General features: G+C 49.2%; 17 protein-coding genes. 4 read left to right on the top strand and 13 right to left on the bottom strand.

Features of this window, described 5'->3' with window-relative positions:
* Positions 1–48: 48 nt before the first annotated feature.
* From NQ510_RS06535 to NQ510_RS06495, 9 genes are all read right to left on the bottom strand, one after another.
* The gene (locus NQ510_RS06535) at positions 49–3,219 is read right to left on the bottom strand and encodes an efflux RND transporter permease subunit (RefSeq protein WP_005825640.1); all 3,171 of its coding nucleotides are present in this window, start codon (positions 3,217–3,219) and stop codon (positions 49–51) included.
* Positions 3,220–3,321: 102 nt separating this feature from the next.
* Positions 3,322–4,338, bottom strand: a complete 1,017-nt coding sequence (locus NQ510_RS06530) for an efflux RND transporter periplasmic adaptor subunit (RefSeq protein WP_005833504.1) — start codon at positions 4,336–4,338, stop codon at positions 3,322–3,324.
* A gap of 37 nt (positions 4,339–4,375) precedes the next feature.
* Positions 4,376–5,734, bottom strand: a complete 1,359-nt coding sequence (locus tag NQ510_RS06525) for a TolC family protein (protein ID WP_005825645.1) — start codon at positions 5,732–5,734, stop codon at positions 4,376–4,378.
* Positions 5,735–5,761: 27 nt separating this feature from the next.
* Positions 5,762–6,424 (bottom strand): TetR/AcrR family transcriptional regulator, encoded by a 663-nt coding sequence (locus NQ510_RS06520; RefSeq protein ID WP_005825647.1) that lies wholly within the window; start codon positions 6,422–6,424, stop codon positions 5,762–5,764.
* A 155-nt stretch (positions 6,425–6,579) separates the two neighbouring features.
* Positions 6,580–8,076, bottom strand: a complete 1,497-nt coding sequence (hutH, locus tag NQ510_RS06515) for a histidine ammonia-lyase (protein WP_005825651.1) — start codon at positions 8,074–8,076, stop codon at positions 6,580–6,582.
* On the bottom strand, positions 8,073–8,702 hold the full coding sequence (locus NQ510_RS06510) for a cyclodeaminase/cyclohydrolase family protein (RefSeq protein WP_005825652.1): 630 nt from the start codon (positions 8,700–8,702) through the stop codon (positions 8,073–8,075). Before NQ510_RS06510 ends, hutH begins: the two co-directional genes overlap by 4 nt.
* A 48-nt stretch (positions 8,703–8,750) precedes the next feature.
* A complete protein-coding gene (gene hutI / locus NQ510_RS06505; protein WP_016271987.1) occupies positions 8,751–10,004 on the bottom strand; it encodes an imidazolonepropionase in 1,254 nt (417 codons plus the stop codon).
* A gap of 63 nt (positions 10,005–10,067) precedes the next feature.
* Positions 10,068–10,958, bottom strand: a complete 891-nt coding sequence (gene ftcD / locus NQ510_RS06500) for a glutamate formimidoyltransferase (protein WP_005825654.1) — start codon at positions 10,956–10,958, stop codon at positions 10,068–10,070.
* Between the two features lie 146 nt (positions 10,959–11,104).
* Positions 11,105–13,087 carry a urocanate hydratase gene (locus NQ510_RS06495; protein ID WP_005825655.1) on the bottom strand — a complete coding sequence of 661 codons (1,983 nt, stop codon included), beginning with the start codon at positions 13,085–13,087 and terminating at the stop codon, positions 11,105–11,107.
* A 311-nt stretch (positions 13,088–13,398) separates the two neighbouring features.
* Here NQ510_RS06495 and NQ510_RS06490 point away from each other — a divergent pair, with 311 nt between their 5' ends.
* Positions 13,399–14,136: a hypothetical protein gene (locus NQ510_RS06490; RefSeq protein WP_016271991.1), complete on the top strand. Its 738-nt coding sequence runs from the start codon at positions 13,399–13,401 to the stop codon at positions 14,134–14,136.
* A gap of 27 nt (positions 14,137–14,163) precedes the next feature.
* On the opposite strand, the gene NQ510_RS06485 is transcribed toward NQ510_RS06490, so the two are convergent.
* A complete protein-coding gene (locus tag NQ510_RS06485) occupies positions 14,164–14,514 on the bottom strand; it encodes a lipocalin-like domain-containing protein (protein ID WP_005825659.1) in 351 nt (116 codons plus the stop codon).
* Between the two features lie 433 nt (positions 14,515–14,947).
* Between NQ510_RS06485 and NQ510_RS06480 the strand changes: the two genes are divergently transcribed.
* Positions 14,948–15,226 carry a LysO family transporter gene (locus NQ510_RS06480; protein ID WP_005825664.1) on the top strand — a complete coding sequence of 93 codons (279 nt, stop codon included), beginning with the start codon at positions 14,948–14,950 and terminating at the stop codon, positions 15,224–15,226.
* Positions 15,223–15,843: a lysine exporter LysO family protein gene (locus tag NQ510_RS06475; RefSeq protein ID WP_005825665.1), complete on the top strand. Its 621-nt coding sequence runs from the start codon at positions 15,223–15,225 to the stop codon at positions 15,841–15,843. Before NQ510_RS06480 ends, NQ510_RS06475 begins: the two co-directional genes overlap by 4 nt.
* A 229-nt stretch (positions 15,844–16,072) precedes the next feature.
* On the opposite strand, the gene NQ510_RS06470 is transcribed toward NQ510_RS06475, so the two are convergent.
* A complete protein-coding gene (locus NQ510_RS06470) occupies positions 16,073–16,525 on the bottom strand; it encodes a DUF6078 family protein (RefSeq protein WP_005825667.1) in 453 nt (150 codons plus the stop codon).
* 11 nt (positions 16,526–16,536) lie between these two features.
* Positions 16,537–17,181: a DUF6563 family protein gene (locus NQ510_RS06465; protein ID WP_034525464.1), complete on the bottom strand. Its 645-nt coding sequence runs from the start codon at positions 17,179–17,181 to the stop codon at positions 16,537–16,539.
* Positions 17,182–17,307: 126 nt separating this feature from the next.
* Here NQ510_RS06465 and NQ510_RS06460 point away from each other — a divergent pair, with 126 nt between their 5' ends.
* Entirely contained in the window at positions 17,308–19,206 is a 1,899-nt protein-coding gene (locus NQ510_RS06460) for a MutS family DNA mismatch repair protein (protein ID WP_005825673.1), read from the top strand.
* Positions 19,207–19,246: 40 nt separating this feature from the next.
* On the opposite strand, the gene NQ510_RS06455 is transcribed toward NQ510_RS06460, so the two are convergent.
* Positions 19,247–19,786, bottom strand: coding sequence for a hypothetical protein (locus NQ510_RS06455; RefSeq protein WP_005833536.1), 540 nt, complete (start codon positions 19,784–19,786; stop codon positions 19,247–19,249).
* Between the last annotated feature and the right edge of the window lie 31 nt (positions 19,787–19,817).

Here is a 19,817-nt window from a genome sequence, read left to right as displayed (position 1 = left end):
ATATAATGTTTAGTGATTAATGTTTAATGATTAACGGATAATGATTAATCATTGTTTACGTGGTTTCGTCATCTTCTCCTTATGCAACTGGTAATAATCATTCAGCTCACGGTCTTTCTTAATCTTCTTACGCGTGCGGCGGATACCAACACCTGCAAACGAGCAATAGAGTACGGGGACAAGAATCAATGTCAGAATGGTAGATACCGTCAGACCGCCAATTACGGCAACACCCAACGGACGCCACATCTCGGCACCTTCACCCTGCCCTACAGCCATCGGCACCATACCGAGGATAGTGGTCAGTGTAGTCATTAATACCGGACGCAAACGGCTGCGGCCTGCCGTGACTACAGAGTGAAGCACCGCTTGACCACGTTCGCGGCAAAGCGTGATGTAGTCTATGAGTACGATACCGTTCTTCACCACAATACCAATCAACATGATTCCACCCAAAAGCGACATCACATTCAAATTGGTTCCCGTAAAGAATAATGCCATCAACACACCGCTGAATGCAAATGGAATGGAAAACATGATGATGAACGGATAACTCAAAGACTCAAACTGAGCTGCCATCACAATGAATACGAGAATAACAATCAATACAGCCAGCGTTCCCAAGTCGGAGAATGAATCCTGTTGGTCCTCATACGAACCCGAAATCTGGATAGAAACACCACTTGGTAGGTCCATCTTATCAATTATAGCATTACCATCGGCCACCACATCGCCCAAAGGTGCTCCCGAAATAACCGCAGATACAGTAACAATACGCTCACGGTCTTTACGTTCGATAGTAGGAGGAGCAGAACGCTCGACTACTTTGCCGAGGTCTTTCACGCGGATACCCTCACCGGAAGGCGTATAAATAAGGATGTTCTCCAAATCTTCAATCTTTGTACGGAATTCGGGAGCGTAACGCACACGGATGTCGTACTCGTCACCATCTTCGCGATAATAAGATGCCAAAGCACCATTTACACGATTACGCAGATAGTTGGAGGCAGTAGAAAGATTCAAGCCATGCAATGCCAGCTTCTCACGGTCAAAGTCCACCTGATATTCGGGCTGATAATCCTGACGGCTGATGTTCACTTCACTCACACCTTTCACCTGCAACAATTTCTCTTTCAGTTCGGCTGACACTTTGTCCGTAGCGGTGAAGTCGTAACCATAAACCTCAAAGTCGGCACTTGCCTGGGCGCTCATGCCGCCTGTGCTACCGCCCAGAATAACCTGCGCCTTGTCCAATTCGGGATACCCCTTCAAGTCCTCACGCATTTCGTCGCAAACGGTTTCCAGTGTCACGTCACGGTCTCCCGGACTCACCAGACTGATATTGAAACTAATGATATGACTACCGTTGTCCTGCATGGAAGCAAACGTATTGTCAGAGTCCGCCTGCCCCACAGTGTAGTTGCAAACTTTCATCATATCTCCGTAGCGCGTCATCCACTTGTTTGTCAGTTCCGAAGCCAATGCTTCCGCACGCTCCACACGGGCCCCGATGGGCAACTGAAGGTTGATACCGATGCGGCTATTGTCTGCTGCCGGGAAGAACTCGGTACCGATGTACTTGGCACAGAACAGACTTGCCACAAAGAATGCGGCACAGCCTGCCATAACCGTCAGACGATGGCGCACAGCCCAGTTCAACCGGTTCTGATACCACACGTCAAGACCGTCCAGCGCACGCTGAATCGGCGTATAGAGCGTAAGGAACATCTTACTCTGCTTTTTCTGCAAACGCAGAAGCTGCGCACACATCATCGGGGTGAATGACAAGGCTGAAACTGTGGAAACCGTCATAATCACACACATCATCCATCCCAACTGACGGAATAACACACCGGACATACCACTTACCATCGTCAATGGGAAGAATACCGCAATCATAGTCAGCGTAGATGCAATTACGGAGATGGCCACCTCGTTCGTGGCATGTATCGCTGCCTGCTTCGGTTCGGAACCCCGTTCAATATGGGTCGTTACATTCTCGAGTACCACAATGGCGTCGTCCACCACGTTACCAATAGCAATAGAGAGACAAGAGAGCGAGATGATATTCAGTGAACCGCCGTCGATGATACCCAGATAGATGAACGAGGCAACCAGTGACATCGGTATGGTGATACAGATGATGACCGTGGCACGCCAACGCCCCAAAAAAACGAACACCACCAAGATAACGAACAGCATAGCGTACATAATGGTTTCCTCCAAGCTGTCTATCGTATTCAAGATGTTATCGGAAGTATTGACAATGATCCCCAGCTTCACATCGCTCGGCAGTGACTTCTGCAACTGTGGCAACATATCAATTACCTTCTGCGAAATGGCTACAGAATTGGCACCCGATTGTTTCTGCACCACAATCATAGCGCCCTGCACACCGTTGCTATACGTCTTCTGTGCACGTTCCTCCACAGAGTCCACAACTTTTGCCACATCGCGCAGATAGACGGAAGCACCGTTGTGCGTACCTACCACGATGTTCTCCATCTCTTTGGGATCCTTGAACTCACCTTCCACACGCAGCGAATAGGTATTGCTACCCACATCGAACGTACCGCCCGGCGTATTCCGGTTTTCGGCACTGATAATAGAGCTGATAGTTTCTACAGAAAGGTTGTAGGCATCCAGTTTATTGGGGTCGCAATATACATTGACCTCACGCTTGGGGGCACCCGAAATGGACACCGTACCCACACCGGGCACACGCGCCAAGGGATTCGCCACGTTGTCATCCAATATTTTGTAAAGAGCCGGCTGGCTCTCCTCTGCCTGCACGGAGAGCAGCAGGATAGGAATCATGTCCGTACTGAACTTGAAGATGATGGGAGTTTCGACCTCATCGGGCAGCATGGAGCTCACCATGTCCAGTTTATCACGCACGTCGTTCGTCAGCACGTCTATGTCATATCCATACTCAAACTCCAGCGTAATCACGGAAATATTCTCCGACGAACGGGAAGTGATATGCTTCAAGTTGCTGACCGAATTCAGCACGTTTTCCAACGGACGGGTCACGTTATTCTCGATGTCCGAGGCACTGGCACCCTGATAGGTCGTCATCACCATAATGGTGTTGGTCTCGATGTCCGGATAAAGGTCTACCGGCAATTTCGACAGAGAGAACAGACCAAATATAGCCACTGCCAGGAAGCAGAGCGAGGTCATAATCGGTTTCTTAACCGCTCCTTCGTATAAACTCATAAGATTAATTCTTTAATTTGCCAATGTGCTAATATGCTAATTGGCTGCGCAATGTAGCTACATCGGCACATTAGCATATTATCACATTACCACATTACCATATTATTTTTCTACCTCGACTTCCACACCATCGGCTAATTTAGACTGCCCAGCAATAACAACTTGAGAGTTATTGTCTACACCGGAAATCAACTCATACTCCGTATCCATACGACGGCCAAGCTCTACCTTATTATAAGACACCTTGCCGTCCTTGTAGACATAGACATAGCGGTCGCCTGAACCGGCACGCTTCACAATGGCCAGGTCGGGAACAACCACGTGGTCCTGTGTTCCGAAGTTCAGCGTGGCGCGGGCAAACATTCCCGGACGTACGCGCTGATCACGGTTGACAAGCTGTATCTCTACCGGGAAAGTACGGGTAGCCGGGTCGATGGTAGGATAAACAAGGCTGATTTTGCCTTCGAACTCCTCGTCACCATAGACATCTACTTTCACGGATACGGGAGCGCCCTTCTTCACTTTGGTAAAGTAGCCTTCGGATACGTTGATGTATAGTTTTACCGGAGTGATTTGCTCCACTACCAGTACCGGTTCTCCACCGCTATACATATCTCCGTTATCGTAATTGCGTGCCGTCACCACCCCGTTAATGGGACTGAGCAACGAGGTGTTCTCCAAGAGATTCTTATAGGAAGTCTCACGGATGTCGAGATTCATCTTGGCGGTATCCCACTCCGACTTGGAGGCACCGCCTACCTTATACAACTCGTCAATACGCTTGAACTCTATCTGCTGGTTGTCCAACTGATATTTTATCTGCTTCAGATTGGCAGCATCCATGCTGACCAGCTTCTGGCCTTTCGACACGCGGTCGCCCACCTCCACAAAGATGCGGTCTATACGCACCGGAGAAGAGGGAGCAATATTGTTTTTTACTTCGGCTTCCACCGTAGCGGTGTATTCCTGAATCTGTTCCACGGGACGGGACGACACCTCGGCCAGTTTCACCCTCGGCTTCTCGTCCACCTTCTCAGCAGCAGCTTTATCACTACCTCCGCTACATGCCCCCAACATGGCAACAACCAGCAGGGCCATCCATTGAAAACCTTTTTTCATATCGTTGTTCTTATTTCTATTCTTCATTCTTAGTTCTTCATTCTTCGTTCTCTGCAATATAATCCTTTCCCAGCACTTGGTCAAGGTCAGCCTTCGCTACCAGATAATCATAGATGGACTGATTGTAAGTCAGTTCAGCCTCCGTAAGCTGCACTTGTGATGTGTTCAGTTCCAACACCGTACCTTTGCCTACCTCATAGCGTTTACCGGCAATCTGCACAGCTTTCTGTGCCTGCATCACATTCTCGCGGTTGCTGACAACCTGCTCGGAACTGGCAGCCATGTTGTTCTGGTAGCTGGTAATCTGCATGTTCAGCTTTCGCTCTGTGTCCAGACGGTTCTGCTCCAACTGACGTATCTGAATACGGTTGGACTTGAGCTTGGTGAAATTGCTTGCCTTATACAAAGGAATACTCAGCGTAAACATCAGTGCGGAACTTCCGCTCCAATTATAATCGAGGATGTTCCAATCCTCGTTGTAGAGTGACTGGTACTGGTAAGAATAGTTCATACCCAAAGTAGGCATGAAGTTGGCACGGAGTGACTTGATGTTCTGATTGAGCATCTTCCGGTTCAAGTCCAACTGCTTCATCGTCGTATTATTGTTCAGATTGGCAGCGGGCTGATTCAGTTCATTGGCAAACAGCTCCGTCTCATAGTTGCCGAGATTGTCGGCAATCTCTATATCCACATCGGCCGTTACCCCCATCAGTACCTTCAACTGCAACTTGGACAACGTCACGGCATTACCCGCCGAAATCACATTCGGCTTAATGCTGCGCATCTGCACCTCGGCACTGATTTTATCGAACTCACTGACGGCACCCTGCTGATACTTGGCATTGACAATGTTGTAGTTGTCTTCCGCCAGCTTATAGCTCTTCTGCAACACATCGTAGGAGTCTTGCGTCAGCATCAGCTGATAGTAACCCTTAGTTACCTGGTTCACCAAGTCCAGCTTAGAAGCCCGTGACTTTTCCACAGCCAGTTCAATGTCTGTCTTCGTCATCGACATGGCCTTATATACGCTAGGGGCGAATATGGGCAAACTGATATTCAGCACCCCGCTTACCGTATTCGAATTGTCCATACCCATCTTGAACGACTGTCCGCCAAGATTCATCTGTGCCGCACTGATGGTATGATTCCACGTACCGTCAATGCTTGCCTGCGGAAGCAAGTTCTGCCAGGTCTCCTTGTGAGTCACTTTCTTCAAAGCAATTTCTTCCTCCGCCACCTTTATGGTAGGATTGTCGCTTAAAGCAATCTCCAAGGCACGGTCAAGGGTCAGGGTCAGGGTATCCTTTGCCTCTTGTGCGCGCACATAGCCGCCGGCATACAGCACAGCAACTGCCAACAGTAGTGCTCTTCCTACCCAAAATCTCTGCATCTTCATAAATCAAAAATAGATTATTTATTAAAACTACTCCTTCGTTTCATCCGGCTTTACCTGATTCTTGCGATATTCGCAGATAAAGTCCTCCAGGACACGGGCACCCTTCTCCGTAGAGATACCGCGCAAGAAAGTGAACATGATAGATTCGTACACTTCAAGGAAAGAATACTCATTGCAGATGTCCGAATTCATCAGCAAATCGAGCTGGTCGCGCACGAGCAGATTGATAATGGCGAAATTCACATCATCACGAAAAATGCCTTGCTTCACGCCCTCTTTGAAGAAGTTCACTGTATCTTCCGAGCTCCGGTTCCGATTGTTCTTCATCAGCTGATAAGCCTTGGGATATTTCTTGATATCCTCAAAAAACTTCTTGTTCGTGGCATGAAAACGCTCTATGCTCCACTGATAACATCTCAACAAAACTTCCAATACGTTACTGGAAGTCTCTATTACTCCTTTCACAAAAATATCACCATCCTTCTGGGACTTCAGGATACATTCTTCCAACAAGGTTTCCTTGTCCGGAAAAACTTCGTAGAGAGTGCGCTTAGAGATACCCAAAGATGCGGCAATCTCATCCATCGTGATACTTTTTATTCCATTTGTTGTAAATAATTCTACGGCGGCCAGAATGATACGTTCCCTCAGTTCCACCCGTGATGTTGAATGCTTCGTGTGTTCGCCCATTTTTCTTCCCTTTCTAAACTAAAACTATTTTTATTCATTATCGGAATAAAACGGGACAAATATAGAAAGAAAACTCAATTCGCCAATTAAGTTTCCTTTCTTATTGTTAACAGATTAATAATTATTATGTTTCTGGCAGATTTATTGGGAAGTTCCTAATAATCAAACTTTGTCCGGTTGAGGAAAGCGACTGTCTTATGGATTTCCTTATACATCACGATGTCTTCCTTCACAAAAGGGACTTCCTTGCGATATTCGTGCAGGAAACGCTCCAGAACGGGAGAAGTCTTTGCCGGACGGCGGAAGTCGATGCCTTGAGCGGCATTCATCAGTTCGATGGCAAGGATATGCTCCAGATTGTCCATAATGCGATAAAGCTTAGTAGCTGCATTGGCACCCATGCTGACATGGTCTTCCTGCCCGTTGGAGGAAACGATGGAGTCGCTGCTGGCGGCATAGCAGTACATCTTATTCTGGCTTACCATAGACGCGGCAGCATATTGCGGAATCATGAAACCGGAGTTCAGACCGGGATTGGCCACAAGGAATTCCGGAAGTCCACGCAGCCCCATGATAAGCTGGGCGATGCGCCGCTCGGATATATTGCCCAGCTCTGCCAGGGCAATGCCGAGAAAGTCGTAGGAAATGGCAAGCGGCTGGCCGTGGAAGTTACCGCCCGAGATGATACGGTCCTCATCGGGGAAGATGGTGGGATTGTCCGTCACAGAATTGATTTCCGTCAGCAGGACGGAAGCCACGTAACGGATGGCGTCTTTCGTGGCCCCATGCACCTGAGGGATGCAACGGAACGAATAAGGGTCTTGTACATGCTGCTTGGGACGGGCTATCAGCTCGCTGCCTTCCAATAGTTTGCGGAAGTTGGCACCCGTTTCTATCTGGCCCTTGTGTGGACGAATCTGCTGGATACAGTCCATAAACGGATCTATACGCCCGTCGAAAGCTTCCAGGGAGAGGGCGGCAATCAAGTCGGCTTTCTTGGAGAGACGGAAGGCTTTGAGAAGAGCAAAGACACCGTTGGCACTCATAAACTGGGTGCCGTTGAGTAATGCCAATCCCTCTTTACTCATCAGCTTCACCGGTTCCCAACCGAACTCGTCGAGCACACTGATAGCCTCGCGCTTCTTTCCTTTATAATAGACATCGCCCACACCGATAAGCGGCAGGAAGAGGTTGGCCAGAGGAGCCAGGTCGCCGGAGGCGCCCAGTGAGCCACGGTCATAAACGATAGGCATCACGTCGTTATTGAAGAAATCGAGGATGCGCTGCACGGTGATGACCTGCACACCGCTATGCCCCAAAGAGAGAGCATGCGCCTTGAGCAACATCATCAGTTTGATGATGACCGGGCGTATCTCCTCGCCCACACTGCAAGCATGGCTCTTGATGAGATTTTCCTGCAAGGTGCCCAGCTCGTCCGACGAAATGCTCTTACTGCACAACGAGCCGAAACCGGTGGTAATGCCATACAAGGGTTCTTCCGACTCCGCAATCTTCTTGTCCAGATAATCGCGGCACTTCTGTATCCGCAGCTTGGCTTCCGGAGCCAGCTCCAGTTTCAGATTTTCATTGATGATACGTTCGATGAGGTCGAAGGTCAACTCACCGGAACCTACATAATAGACATTGTTCATACTTTCAGCTCTTGATTGATTTCGTCCAACAATTCCTTTTCTTTCGCACAAGCCAAGTGTTCCAATTCGTCGGCTTCACTTTGGAGCTTGGACACAAACTCCTTGTCCTTCAGCGAACCCAGGTTGATGCGTACATTCATCAGTGCGCCCAGCACAGCCGAACGGGCAGACATCATGGCCACACAAGCATCCGTAACGGCATTGCGGTTGCCCAGGCGAGCTACATCCATGATAACCGTCATCAGCTCATACGCATTGCGTGCCACCTGCATGGGAACAAGGGCGGCAAACTTGGTAGCCGCCTGGATGGCAGTACTGCGCGCCGCCTTTTCCTCATCCGTAGCTTTCGGCATCTTGAAGCAGGCAAACACCTTGTCGTAGGCTTCAGAGTCGCGGTCTATATCTTCTACAAAAGCCCCCTTTTGCTGCAAGGCAACTCCGGAGATATGGCGCATCAGCTCTTCGTGAAGTTCATAACCTTTCTTACCGATGGTGAGGTTAGCAACCATAGCGGCAAGAGCAGAAGCAATAGCACCGTTCAAAGCGGCAATACTACCGCCACCGGGGACGGGATCGCTACCCGCCACTTTATTCAAAAATTCCTTTACTGTCAAATCAACTAACATGATATTAAATATTAAAGATTAAGGATTAAGAGGGGATATCAGCACTTCTTAAAGTACAGGATAAAGCACTCCCCCCTTTATGGTGGTATTGACACAATTCATACCTACATAATAAGGTAAAAAGTGATAATTATCCGTATTGAGCACTACGAAGTCTCCTTTCTTGCCCACCTCGATACTACCAATGCTGTCCGCACGGTTCAGAGCGGCCGCACCGTTCAAGGTCAGAGCAGTGATGGCCTCTTCAATACTCATTTTCATATAAATGCACGCCAAGGCAAATGTCAGGGGGATGGAACCGGAGAAACAACTGCCCGGATTGAGGTCGGTGGCAAGGGCCACGGCACAACCAGCATCAATCATTTCGCGCCCACGAGCATAGGGTTCCTTCAAAGCAAAGGCTGTCAGCGGAAGAAGGGTCGCCACAACTCCCTTGTCGGCCATGGCGCGGATGTCCGCATCCGAAGCATGCAGCAGATGGTCGGCAGAGACGGCAGAAAGTTCAGCAGCCAGTCCGGCACCCCCTAATGGTACAATCTCGTCGGCATGGAGTTTCAAGACAAGTCCCATTTCCTTGGCTGCCAGCAAAAGGCGACGGGACTGCTCGATGGAGAAAACGCCCTGCTCACAGAAGACATCGCAGAACTCTGCCAAATTATTATGAACCACTACGGGCATCACTTCGCGGATAATGTAGTCCACGTACTCGTCCGTCTGTCCGTTGTATTCTGCAGGCACAGCATGTGCACCGAGAAAAGTGGAGACAACGTCTACACGCTTGTGCTCGTCATTATTAAGGCTACGCATCACCCGAAGCTGCAGGAGCTCGGTTTCCTTGTCCAGACCGTAGCCGCTCTTTCCCTCTACGGTAGTCACTCCCATAGCACTCATCTGCTTCAGAAAGCCCTCCGCCTTGCTGCGCAGCTGGATGAAATTACATGCACGGGTAACTTTCACCGTACTCACGATGCCTCCTCCACGTTCCATGATGGACATGTAACTCTCTCCCTTCAAACGCCAGGAGAACTCCTCGGCACGCTCGCCACCAAACACAAAATGTGTGTGTGAGTCCACAAAGCCGGGTAGCAGACACTTGCCGCGGGCATTGTAATGCCAGTAGTGCTGATAATAGCCGTCACGCTCCTCTCCACGGTTGGGACCGACGTAGGTGATGACACCGTCGGTCACTTCCACCGTAGCATTGTCGATGATGCTCAGTTGCTCCATCTCCTTGCCGCAACGGGCAGAAAAGCCGAGGGGGGTCACTACACGGGTATTGAATATAATAAGGTTTTCTGTCATAAAGCCTCTCTCCTAACCCCTCCCCCGTAGGGAGGGGAATTAAGTTAGTACTATTTAATTCGGTTACATTCGTGCTTCTAAGACTTGCTCCATGGAGAAGTTCTCCAATCCCAGATAGTAGGACGCTGTATCTATCAAGGCCTCCATCGGCACCAGACCGATAATCTCACTGCCCACAATACTGACGCCGTAGCGGCGGGCTTCCACACGCACCAGTTCGAAAGCACGGTAGAGGGCGGTGCGGGTATAGTCCGTCATGTTGATGGATACCTGCGTGATGCCGCGGTCCTTCAACTCCACTCCCATTGCCTTGCAATAACGCAGTCCTCCGCCGATGAAACGGATTTTCTTAGCGATGTCATGGGCTATCTCCAGACTGGGGGTATTGAGGTTGATGTTATAAGCCACCAAAGGCATGCGGGCACCGATAGCCACTGTGCCTGCGGTGGGATGACGTTCGGCCAGTCCGAAGTCGGGATGCCATTCCGGTTGCTTTATCTTCTCGGCCATACCTTCGAACTCCCCTTTACGGACAGCAGCCAAATTCTCCCGATGAGGGGCAGAAGCAGACTTTTCATATAAGAAGACGGGAAGACTGTAACGTTTTGCAACCTCCTTGCCCACTTCTTTGGAGAGGGCAACGGCTTCTTCCATCGTCACATTCCGGATGGGGATAAAAGGTACTACATCTACAGCACCCATACGAGGATGCTGTCCCTGATGGTGATTGAGGTCTATCAGCTCTACCGCCACGCCGATAGCTTCGAGCACAGCATCACGAAGCGGTTCCGGCTCGCCCACTACGGTCACCACAAGGCGGTTGTGGTCTTCATCGTTACTGTAATCCAACAGTTTCACACCTTGTTTGCCCCGAAAAGGAGCTACTATCTTATCTATCTTCTGCAAATCGCGCCCTTCGCTGAAATTGGGGACGCATTCCATAATCTTATTCATAATGCTCTTTAAAAAAAATATATATACTCTGATTTTTCAGACGCAGATGACGTGGATTCTTTTTATCGGAATACAGAGACGTCGGGATTCTTTTGAAAGAAAAAATCCGCGTTATCCGCGTCTAAAAAATGAAATCATCACTTTACTTACTCCTTCACCACTTTCTGCACCAACTTCTCATCAGCCACATACGGCATCGTGATATAATAGCCGTCTGCATGCGTACGGTTAAACTCCTCGCTCGTCTCCATGGCATGCGGATTGCGTGCCCACGAACGGCGGGCCACACCACCCATCACATCCCACAACATAGCGGAACGCAGGATTTCGTCTACCCGCTCACTGCCGTCGCACACCATGCCGAAACCGCCGTTGATGGCTTTTCCGACACCTACGCCACCTCCATTGTGCAAGGCCACCAAGCTCATGCCACGCGCACAGTTTCCAGCAAAACACTGCACCGCCATATCTGCCATGACATTACTGCCGTCCTTGATATTGGATGTTTCACGGAATGGAGAGTCTGTACCGCTGACATCGTGATGGTCGCGTCCCAACATAATGGGGCCGACCTCTCCCTTACGCACCATTTCATTGAAGCGCAAAGCTATATTCATACGTCCCACGGCATCCTGATAAAGAATACGAGCCTGCGTGCCTACCACCAAGTTGTTTTTCTCCGCATCACGAATCCAATTATAGTTATCCAAATCTTGCCCGCGACGTGTAGGGTCGATACATTCCATCGCCGCACGGTCGGTCTTCACCAAGTCTTCATGTTTTCCACTGAGGCACACCCAGCGGAACGGACCATAACCATAATCAAACAGTTCCGGTCCCATTATGTCTTCCACATAGCTGGGAAAGATGAAGCCGTTCTTATCATCTCCGTCCCGAGCAATTTCGCTCACGCCGGCATCGTAGACGGCTTTCATGAAGGAGTTCCCATAATCGAAGAAGTACGTGCCGTGTTCCACCAGCCTTTTTATAGCCTTGAAATGACGCTCCAAGGAAGCATCCACCAGACACCGGAACTTCGACGGATTCTCGTGCAGCATATGGGTACGCTGCTCAAACGTCAGTCCGGCGGGACAGTAACCGCCCTCATAGGTGGCATGGCAGGAAGTCTGGTCGGAAAGTAAATCTATGTACAACTGCTTCTGCACCGCATATTCCAGCAAATCGACGACATTGCCGTGATAGGCCACAGAAACCGGGTGACACTCGTCCATAGCTTGTCGAGCCAGCGAGAAGGCTTCTTCCAGAGAATCCGTAACGTGTCCCACCCAGCCCTGGGTATGGCGGGTTTCGATGCGGGAAGCATCCACCTCGGCAATGATTGCCGCCGCCCCTGCCATCTCGGCAGCTTTGGGCTGCGCACCGCTCATGCCTCCCAGACCGGAAGAAACAAACAAGCGTCCGCGTAAATCGCCGTCCTGCGGAATGCCCAGTTTCAGACGGCCTGCATTCAGCAACGTGTTGAACGTGCCGTGCACGATGCCCTGCGGACCGATGTACATCCAGCCGCCGGCAGTCATCTGGCCGTAGTTGGCAACGCCCATCTGCATAGCGGTGTGCCAGTCCTTCTGATTATCATAGAGCCCCACCATCAGCGCATTGGTAATGATGACACGGGGCGCCTCGGGCTTGGACTTGAAAAGCCCCAACGGATGTCCGCTTTCGATGACCAGTGTCTGTTCGCGCGTCAACACTTCGAGGTACTGCTTGATGAGCCGGTATTGCATCCAGTTCTGGCAGACCTGTCCCGTCTCACCATAGGTAACTAATTCATACGGATAAAGGGCGATGTCGAAACAAAGATTATTGTCAATCATCACCTGGAATGCCTTGCCTTCAATGCAGTTCCCCTTGTATTCGTCGATGGGTTTCGCTTTGAGGTCGCCCTGCGGGCGGTAGCGGTAGCCATAGATACGTCCACGTGTACGCAGTTCTTCCATGAACTCCGGAGCGAGGGTTTCGTGCAGCTCTTTGGGGATGTAGCGCAAAGCGTTCTTCAATGCCGTAGCCGTCTGCGCAGGGGTAAGGGTGTAGCCACGGTCGGGTGCCCGCCGGATGCCCTCGACAAAGGAAGGATAGGAAGGCAGTGTTTTACTTAAGGTTATCTCCATGTCCTATAAAGATTAAGGATTTACAAAGTGTCAGCCCACGAAGGCTATATTTGCCGCAATATAGAAATAAATCCCGATATTCGCAATGGAATGCCAGGATTATTTATCTTTTAGTCAGAAACCGACCAAAACACTTCGCCCGCCCCCCGCTGTTTGTTACAACGCTTTTATCAGAGATTATCCCAGAACCTGCAAACATTTCAGATGTTTTTGCCTCCACACACTACATTTTATCAAAATAATCTCTATATTTGTGAAACTCTTCCAAAAAAAGACGAGATAAAATCATTAAAAGCCAAAAGAATATAACTATGAAAAACTTACTATCAAGTATCATCCTGACAATCGGCATGCTTAGCTGTGCTAGTTGCACAGACCTTATGAAGGACGACGGCTCCAGAGGATTTGCCAACGTGGCCACCATCGTGGGAGATGCAGAAAACGGTTTCTACTGCTACCAGAGACACTATGCCGGTCTGGTTGTTTCGCACAGCAAGGAACTTGCCGGCAAGGAACGGGGTTACTTCAACTTTTATTACACAGAAGACGACTGGACCACCTCTACCAATGGCATGAAATATATCGACAATGCGCAGGTCTATACAATAGAGGCATACGAAACAGTTCATCCCCTCACCCAGGAGGAAGCGGATGCCGGACACATCACCGGCAATGAAAATTGTACTATTCCCCAATCATTGTCTATAGATTATGCCTCTTACGGCTATGTGGATTTACAGGCCGGATTCTCCACCTTCAACCACATAAACGGCGAAATCCACAACGGAGAAGTGAATCTGGTATACGACGCAACCAAGCAGGAACCGGACACGCTCAGACTGCAACTTTGCTACAATCCGCGCATTCCCGACGGATGGACAAAAACAAGCCATCACTTCCGTACCGTATCATGCGATATCTCTTCTCTATCTTCTCTCCAACAATGGAGCGATTCGCTGACCCTCGTCATTGATGACGGAAGCAAAAAGAAGCATCTGAGAAGAATGAGCCGGAACGACTTCTTGAAACCCAGCCCCGAGACTAAATAACCAAAATCAAAGCATTTTTTTCTTTATTCAGTCTTCGTTGGTTTTGGCATACCTCAAGAGTAGCTCTCCTCTTTTAAGAGTCAGACTGTCCTGCGTCAGTTTTTCTATTGTCAGCGTATCCGTAAAAGAAATATTCTGGTGATTGCCGATGCTGGTACCTGAAAGTAACAACCGGTTTCCTACTTTTTTCCATGCCTCATATTTCAAGGTGGCCATGTTAATGGAAGAGGCGCTTCCGTCCCCATCAAGAACGAAACCTTGTTGCATACCGGACATTCCCGGAACCGGCTCCACCCAAGAGCCTTCAATGGAGGCATTGTTGCAAGCAGTCAAAGCAACCATGCCAAGAACAGCAGTTAAATCTCTCAATCTTTTCATGTCTCTTTTCTTTTTAAAACTATATTTCTAAACAAAGGAACTCTTGTATTTCCTCTATGTTTCTGCAAAAATAATGTTTTTACGGGAGCTTCCATATATTGAAGAGTCTTTTCACAAAACAAATTATGAATATTTATTTGGAAATTATTCAAGCTAGCATTACCTTTGCGCCGAAATTCAAAAAACGATATGAACCAGTCCTTAACTACAACATACAATACGCGCAATGCTGCATGGGGCAACAAGACCTTATGCGGCCATTTCATAGTGCACGTACATTGGTTCAGCGGATTCATTTAACTACCCTGCAATTTACATTTTACTATTTTGCACTTCCCTTACCGAGAAAAGGAGGGAGAAATGCCGTGTATGGGGTTTCCATTCGGAAAAACCGGACTAACCTATGTATTCACCAAAAAGAAGAAGAAAACTTATGTTTACAATTATATCTATCATGTTTATAGGAATCGGTATCGGATACCTGATGCGTAACGTACAAATGTTGCAAAAAGTGGAGAAAAGCGCCTCGCTCACCATCTTACTGCTGCTCTTTGTACTCGGTGTATCCATCGGCTCCAACCGTCTGATTGTTGACAATCTGGGAAGATTCGGGTGGCAGGCCGCCGTACTGGCCTCACTGAGCATTACAGGCAGCATGCTGGCCTCACTGATGGTGTTTCACCTATTTTTCAAGAAAGGAGAGAAGAGATGAAGGGAAGTTTGACGGTTGTTGCATTTTTCTGTGCCGGCTGCCTGATGGGAGTAGCCAATGATTTTCAGTTCGACCTGCACGACTTATCCATGTATGTGCTCTATGCATTGATGTTCCAGGTGGGCATCGGCATCGGGAGCAACAAGAAACTGAAGGAGCTGGTCAAGAGCCTGCGGCCCAAAATGCTTTTGGTGCCGATGGCCACCATTGTGGGAACGCTGTTGTTCTCCGCCTTCGCCAGTCTGCTGTTGAGCCAATGGAGTGTGTTCGACTGCATGGCGGTGGGTAGCGGATTTGCTTATTATTCGCTTTCCTCCATTCTGATTACGCAATTCAAGGAACCTTCCATAGGCCTGCAACTCGCCACGGAGCTGGGCACCATCGCCCTGCTTGCCAATATCTTCCGTGAAATGATGGCTTTGCTGGGTGCACCGCTCATCCGGAAATATTTCGGCAAACTGGCACCTATATCGGCGGCAGGGGTCAATTCGATGGATGTACTTCTACCCTCCATCACCCAATATTCCGGAAAGGACGTGATTCCTATCGCTATATTCCACGGAATATTAATTGATATGAGTGTACCGGTATTCGTATCCTTCTTCTGCAATCTGTAAACAGCAGGCCGAAAAGAGGGAGATAAGGCCTCATTGTATTCATACTGTAACAACGTGAACAACAGCGACTTCTCACTGCAAAGTGAGTGCATGCATTTTGCAGTGCCACTGCATACCGTTTGCAGCATCACTGCATACCTATTTGCAGTGATACTGCAACTGCTTTGCAGCGCGACTGCAACGGGTTTGCAGTGACGCTGCAAAAGGTGTGCAGTGACTTTGCAGCCGGTCACCAAGCTACCGCATACTCGTAGTGGTCGAACTTAGGCTTGGTGCCTATGCCTACCGCTTTGAATACCCGGGCTATCCGCTGCTGTTCTTCGGGAGAGATAGGGCGCTCGCCCTTGCGGCAATGATAGTAATAGCGTTCGCAAGAGAAGCATCCCATCACGCGATGGCGCACGGTGAAAAGCAGCTTGGTGGGTACTTCGTCGAAAAGATGCGTCATACCGCGGGCATAGTGCAGCTGCTCGCTGGAGCGGTAACGGGCACAAGTGGAGGACCCGGACAAGCTGCTGACATAAAAAGGATTCACCGCACGAACGGACTGTGGCTGGGGGGCTTCACTCTCGGACAACAGTTGTGCCGCTATCGCCCGCAGGCAGGAAGAGGCTTTGGGGCACTTTCCGTTACCCGCAAAGCAGTATTCGTACCCATCGGGCACGTCTTGCAATAATATCATCTTATTAATGATTAATGGTTAGTGATTAATGGACGGAGTGCACGCAGATACTTGCCGATGACCTCTGCCGACTCGCTTGTTTCTTTCTCGAATTCGGCGTGCAGTGTCGGGTATCCGGCAAGCAGTTGCATCATTCGCTCACGCCCCACGAACTCGGACTTTCCGGTTTCGGGATTCAGTTCGTAATAGACGCGGGCATGCACCAGTCCCGAAGCATTGATGGCGTCTCCCACTTCACCGCCCAATCGTGTGGCATCATCGGGAGTCATGGTACTGGTGGCTGCTTGTCCCACAGGCTGTGCACAGAAGTAAACCTTGCCGCCGAGCCACATGGCAGGTGCATACCACTGCCCGAAGCGATAACGCTTATAGCGCATCTTACGGCAATTGACATAAAGCGAGGTATCTACCCGTACAGCATAACAACGGGACTTCAAATAACGGCAAAGACCGGGATTGTCGTCTACCGTAATACGATAATCGGCACCGCCCATGAGGTAAATCTGGTTCTTTGTACGCTTCTCAATCTTCAGTGTGGTAACCGTATCGCCACGGTTCTCCACCAACTCTTTCAGATTGGAATACATCACCTGTTGCGCCGCCGCCGGCAAAACCGCCAGCAACATCAGAACGCCTGACAACCAACTCTTCTTCATATCCCAACCTCCTCTTTTCTGAAACTTTGTTTTAGTGAGCGAAAGGTACATTTTTTATCGGAAGTAGACAAAAAATCGCGGAAAAAACAATTGGAAATGTATATCTTTGCCTTAAACTTAACATGTATGGAGCAAATAAATACGATAGATAAAATCAGCGCCGTCTACCGCAACACGGCAGAAGAGGCAAGACAAGAACTGAATAAAGTACAACAGAAGATTTACCGCATCGGCAGCCTGCGCCTGCTGCTGTTTGTGGCAGGAGTAGTAGGAATTATCTATTTCTGGAGCGAGAGCTGGGGTATACTGGCCTGCATTGCCCTCATCACCCTACTGCCGTTCCTATTTTTAATGAAATACCACAACCGGCTGTTCCATCGCAAGGACTATCTGGAAAAGAAGATGGAAATCAACGAGCAGGAACTCGCCGCTCTGGATTACGATACGTCTTCTTTCGATGACGGCGAAGCATACATAGACCCCACCCATCTCTACACCTATGATTTGGATGTTTTCGGTCCGCATTCCCTTTTCCAGTACATCAACCGTACCTGCACACAGCCCGGGAAACACCGCCTCGCCCACTGGCTGGGGAAACATCTCGAGAGAAAGGAAGAAATCATCCGCCGACAAGAAGCCGTCAGTGAACTGGCTCCGGAACTGAAATTCCGTCAGCGCTTCCGTATCCTCGGCCTGCTGTACAAAGGAAAAGCCGCCGATGAAACAGAACTGTGCCAATGGGCGGAAAGTCCAAGCATCTTCCGGAGCCAGAAATTACTGCGCCTCCTGCCGGTACTGGTGACGGGAGCCAACCTCATCTGCCTCGCACTCGTCATGGCAGGAATTCTGTCCGCAAGTATCTACGGCATCATCTGGACCTGCTTCGTCATCGCCGGCTTCGGCTTCACTGGCAAAGTCACCAAGATGCAGGCCATCTATGGCAAAAAACTGCAAATTCTCTCCACCTACGCCGCCCTGCTCCACCTCATGGAAAAGCAGCCTGCACAAGCCACCCTGCTCAAAGAGATAAGACAACAGATTGGCGGAGAAAAACGGAAAGCCTCCCACTCCATCAGCAGGCTGAACAAGCTCATGGATGAACTCGACCAACGCAACAATGTCTTTATGTACGTCATTCTGAACGGCCTCTTCTTCTGGGAACTGCGTCAAATCATGCGCATTGAAGCCTGGAAAGAGCAATATGCCGCTGAACTGCCCGGGTGGCTCGATGCCATCGGACAAATGGATGCGCTCAACTCACTGGCAACATTTGCCTATAATCATCCGGACTATATTTACCCAAAGATAGTTCAAGCGGAAAGAAAGGGAAAAGGAAACCTAAATAAAGAAGAAGAAAGCAATTCTGAAACGGAAGCACCCATCAATGCCCCTTCCTCCTTCCGTCTCCGTGCCGAAGCCCTAGGCCATCCGCTGATGAACCGTGACCGCTGTGTCCGCAATGACATCGACATGGTGAAACGACCGTTTTTCATCATCGTCACCGGCGCCAACATGGCAGGGAAAAGCACCTATCTGCGTACGGTGGGCATCAATTACCTCCTTGCCTGCATCGGCGCCCCCGTCTGTGCCCGCCAAATGGAAATATGCCCGGCCCGGCTCATCACTAGCCTGCGTACCTCGGATTCACTGAACGACAACGAGTCCTACTTCTTTGCCGAACTCAAACGTCTGAAACTCATCATAGACAAGCTGCAGGCTGGTGAGGAGCTTTTCATCATCCTCGACGAAATTCTGAAAGGTACCAACTCCATGGACAAGCAGAAAGGCTCCTTTTCCCTTATCAAGCAATTCATGACTTTGCAGGCCAATGGCATCATTGCCACCCACGACCTGCTGCTGGGAACACTCATCGACCTCTTCCCCGATGACATCCGCAACTATCGCTTCGAAGCAGACATTACAGACAATGAACTGACCTTCTCCTACCGCTTGCGCCCAGGCATCGCCCAGAATATGAACGCCTGCTTCCTGATGAAAAAAATGGGGATTGCCGTTGCCGACTAATCCCCACCACAGTTAAAGTCAAGTCTAACTCTTTGACTGATTATGCTGTTTTACATTTCTCCAGGAAAGTAGATACTGCAACCGCATCGCTACCCGTATAGTAGCGTACGGAAGTTACCGGAGTATACGTGTAAGGCACAAACTGATACAACTGTACAGCCGCAAATTTATTGTCCTGCGAAATCATGACATCCATGCGCACATTTCCACTGCCGCTACTTTTTATTTCAGTCTCGCCATTCAGCTGTTCATTCTCAATCATATCTGTAAGTTTGCCCAAATATTTCAAATCGAAGAAAACACTGCGTTCCTTGGTCACACTGCCCGTCGGCAAATAGACCACTTCCTTCGATTTCCAAAACAGACGGAACACGCCAAGCAAGACGAATGCCGTACCCAGCACCATCAAAGCCATGCTGAGAGTGGAAGATTTATCACTCATCTCAAAAATGGATGCAAAAATAAAAACACCGACCAGCAGCATAGCTACTGAAAAGATAAGTCCTGAAACACTGGTACGCTTTACAATATCGGGATGTGAAGACGCAAAAAGAGTTGCGTCAATAGTTTGAGTTGCCATAATTATAATATGTTTTAATGAATTTATTAGA

It is taken from the genome of Bacteroides uniformis (assembly GCF_025147485.1).
In the GTDB taxonomy this organism is placed as follows: Bacteria; Bacteroidota; Bacteroidia; order Bacteroidales; family Bacteroidaceae; genus Bacteroides; species Bacteroides uniformis.
Note: the sequence above shows the minus strand (reverse complement) of the source record. Positions and strands in the feature narration are given on the sequence as shown.